This window comes from Frankia sp. AiPs1 (genome assembly GCF_023716945.1).
Taxonomy (GTDB): domain Bacteria; phylum Actinomycetota; class Actinomycetes; order Frankiales; family Frankiaceae; genus Frankia.
This window is the reverse complement of record NZ_JAMQQF010000823.1, coordinates 1-1,900: the sequence shown is the minus strand read 5'-3', so window position 1 is coordinate 1,900 and position 1,900 is coordinate 1. Positions and strand designations below refer to the sequence as shown.

Genomic DNA, 1,900 nt, shown 5'->3' with positions numbered 1-1,900 from the left:
CGCCCCGCGGCTGCGCAGCCTCGACGACGACCTCGCCCACATCGGCCGCAACCGCGAAGCGATCGTCGCCCGCCTGGAGGGGATGGTCCGCGCGGCGCTCGGCACGCTGCGCGCCGCCGGCCGGCTGTCCCGCCTCCCCGACCGGCTCGGCGACTGGTCGGGCCAGGACTTCCTGCGCATCACGTTCGCCGAACCGGATGATCGGGCGCTGGCAGAGGCCCTCGGCCGGGTGGTCGACGAGACGGCGGCCGCCGCGGTGACCACCCGACCTCGACCGGGCGCGGCCGTGCGCCGCGACGGGACGGGACTGCTGCTGCGCGGGGTCCACGCCGCACTTCCCCGCGGCGTGCGGGTCGAGATCCTCAAACCGGACGCGGTCCTGCGCACCGAACGGGTCCGGGTCAGCGAGCTGGGTGACGTCTTCTCCGGCGGTCAGCAGCTCACCACCGCCATCATCCTGTACTGCACGATGGCAGCGCTGCGGGCCAACGACCGCGGCCAGCTCCGGGCGCCGCATGCCGGCGTGTTGTTCCTCGACAATCCGATCGGCCGGGCGAGCGCCGGCTACCTGCTCGACCTCCAGCTCGCCGTCGCCGACCGGCTGGGCGTCCAGCTCGTCTACACGACGGGGCTGTTCGACACCGCCGCCCTGTCGGCCTTCCCACTGATCGTCCGGCTGCGCAACGACGCGGACCTGCGGGCCGGTCGCAAGTACCTGCGGGTGGAGGAACATCTACGACCCGGGCTGACCCCGCCCGACCCGGTCAGCGCAGGGGCGGCCGTCACCGGCGTCGTCACCGCGACCCGGCTGTTCGCGCGCCCCCGCCCGCCCACGTCCGCAGCCCGGCCCTGATGGCCCAACGGAGCCCGACGACACATCCACGGGTCCGAACGTCCACGGGTTAGAACGTCCACGGGTCCGACCACCGGTGGCCGCCATGGCCACCACCTGGCCGGGGAACGGCCCGACCGACGCCCCTCCTGACCTGGCCTTACTCGCCCATGGCAGGGAGGAGCCAGCGGAGGACACCGGCCAAGTCCTTGGCGAGCCGGGGGGTTCCTGCGATGATGGAATCGCCGCCCGGCACCCCCCGAGCCGGGCGGCACCCTGCTTTCGGGCCGCTGTCCGGCTGCGCGACCGGGGTGCCGCGGGCGCCGGCTCAGGGCGGGCAGGGCAGCACGACGAGCGAGCCCGGCGACTGCGCGCGTCGACCTTCCAGGTCAGTGACGGTGGCCGTGTAGTTGATCGTGCCGGGATCCTGCGCCGATGCCAACGTGCCCGTCCACGTCGAGCGGTCTCCCGTGGCCTGGCCGAGGGTCAGCGACTCGGTCGTCGTCCGCCCGCCGGGCAGGACGGCGGCCAGTTCCACGGCGAAGACGCCGGTCTCGTCGAGCGCCGTCACCGCCACCGTCGACTGCGCCACGCCCGCCGCCGGCGGACAGCCAGCCCGCAGGACCCGATCCGGCGTGGCCGTCACCGACACGATGCGCGGTGGTCCGTCGACGCTGGCCGTGATGTGCACGTCGGCACCGCCCACGCCGTTGCGGGCGTTGACCGGCACGGTGACGTCGACCGGCCCCGGCGGGGCCACCGATCGGTCGAGCGTGATCACGAGGGGGACGTCCGCCCCCGGGTTGACGCGGGGACGGTCGGGGACGACGGCAAGCCAGGAGGGGCTCGCCCCGACCGCGACATCGACCGGTGCCGTGCCCTCGCCGCGCAGGTCGAGCCGCCAGACCGAGTCAACCGGACCGAGATCAACCGTGGTCGCGCTCACGGTGAGGACCGAACCGGTGGGCCGCGGTGCGACCGGGACGACCGCGGCTGCGCTGCGCCCCGCAGCGCGCGAACGGACACCGGTAGGCGCGCCGGACGGCGAGACGACCCCCGGCGCCGGCG

1 protein-coding gene and 1 pseudogene are annotated in these 1,900 nt (G+C 74.8%); one reads left to right on the top strand and one right to left on the bottom strand.

Going from position 1 to position 1,900, the window contains the following annotated elements; all coding sequences use genetic code 11:
• A pseudogene (locus tag ND748_RS31025) lies at window positions 1–853 on the top strand (hypothetical protein); the annotation flags it as partial.
• A 307-nt stretch (window positions 854–1,160) separates the two neighbouring features.
• On the opposite strand, the gene ND748_RS31020 reads toward ND748_RS31025, so the two are convergent.
• Complete coding sequence (locus tag ND748_RS31020) at window positions 1,161–1,778, bottom strand: hypothetical protein (RefSeq protein ID WP_251749864.1); 618 nt, start codon at window positions 1,776–1,778, stop codon at window positions 1,161–1,163.
• Window positions 1,779–1,900 lie beyond the last annotated feature (122 nt).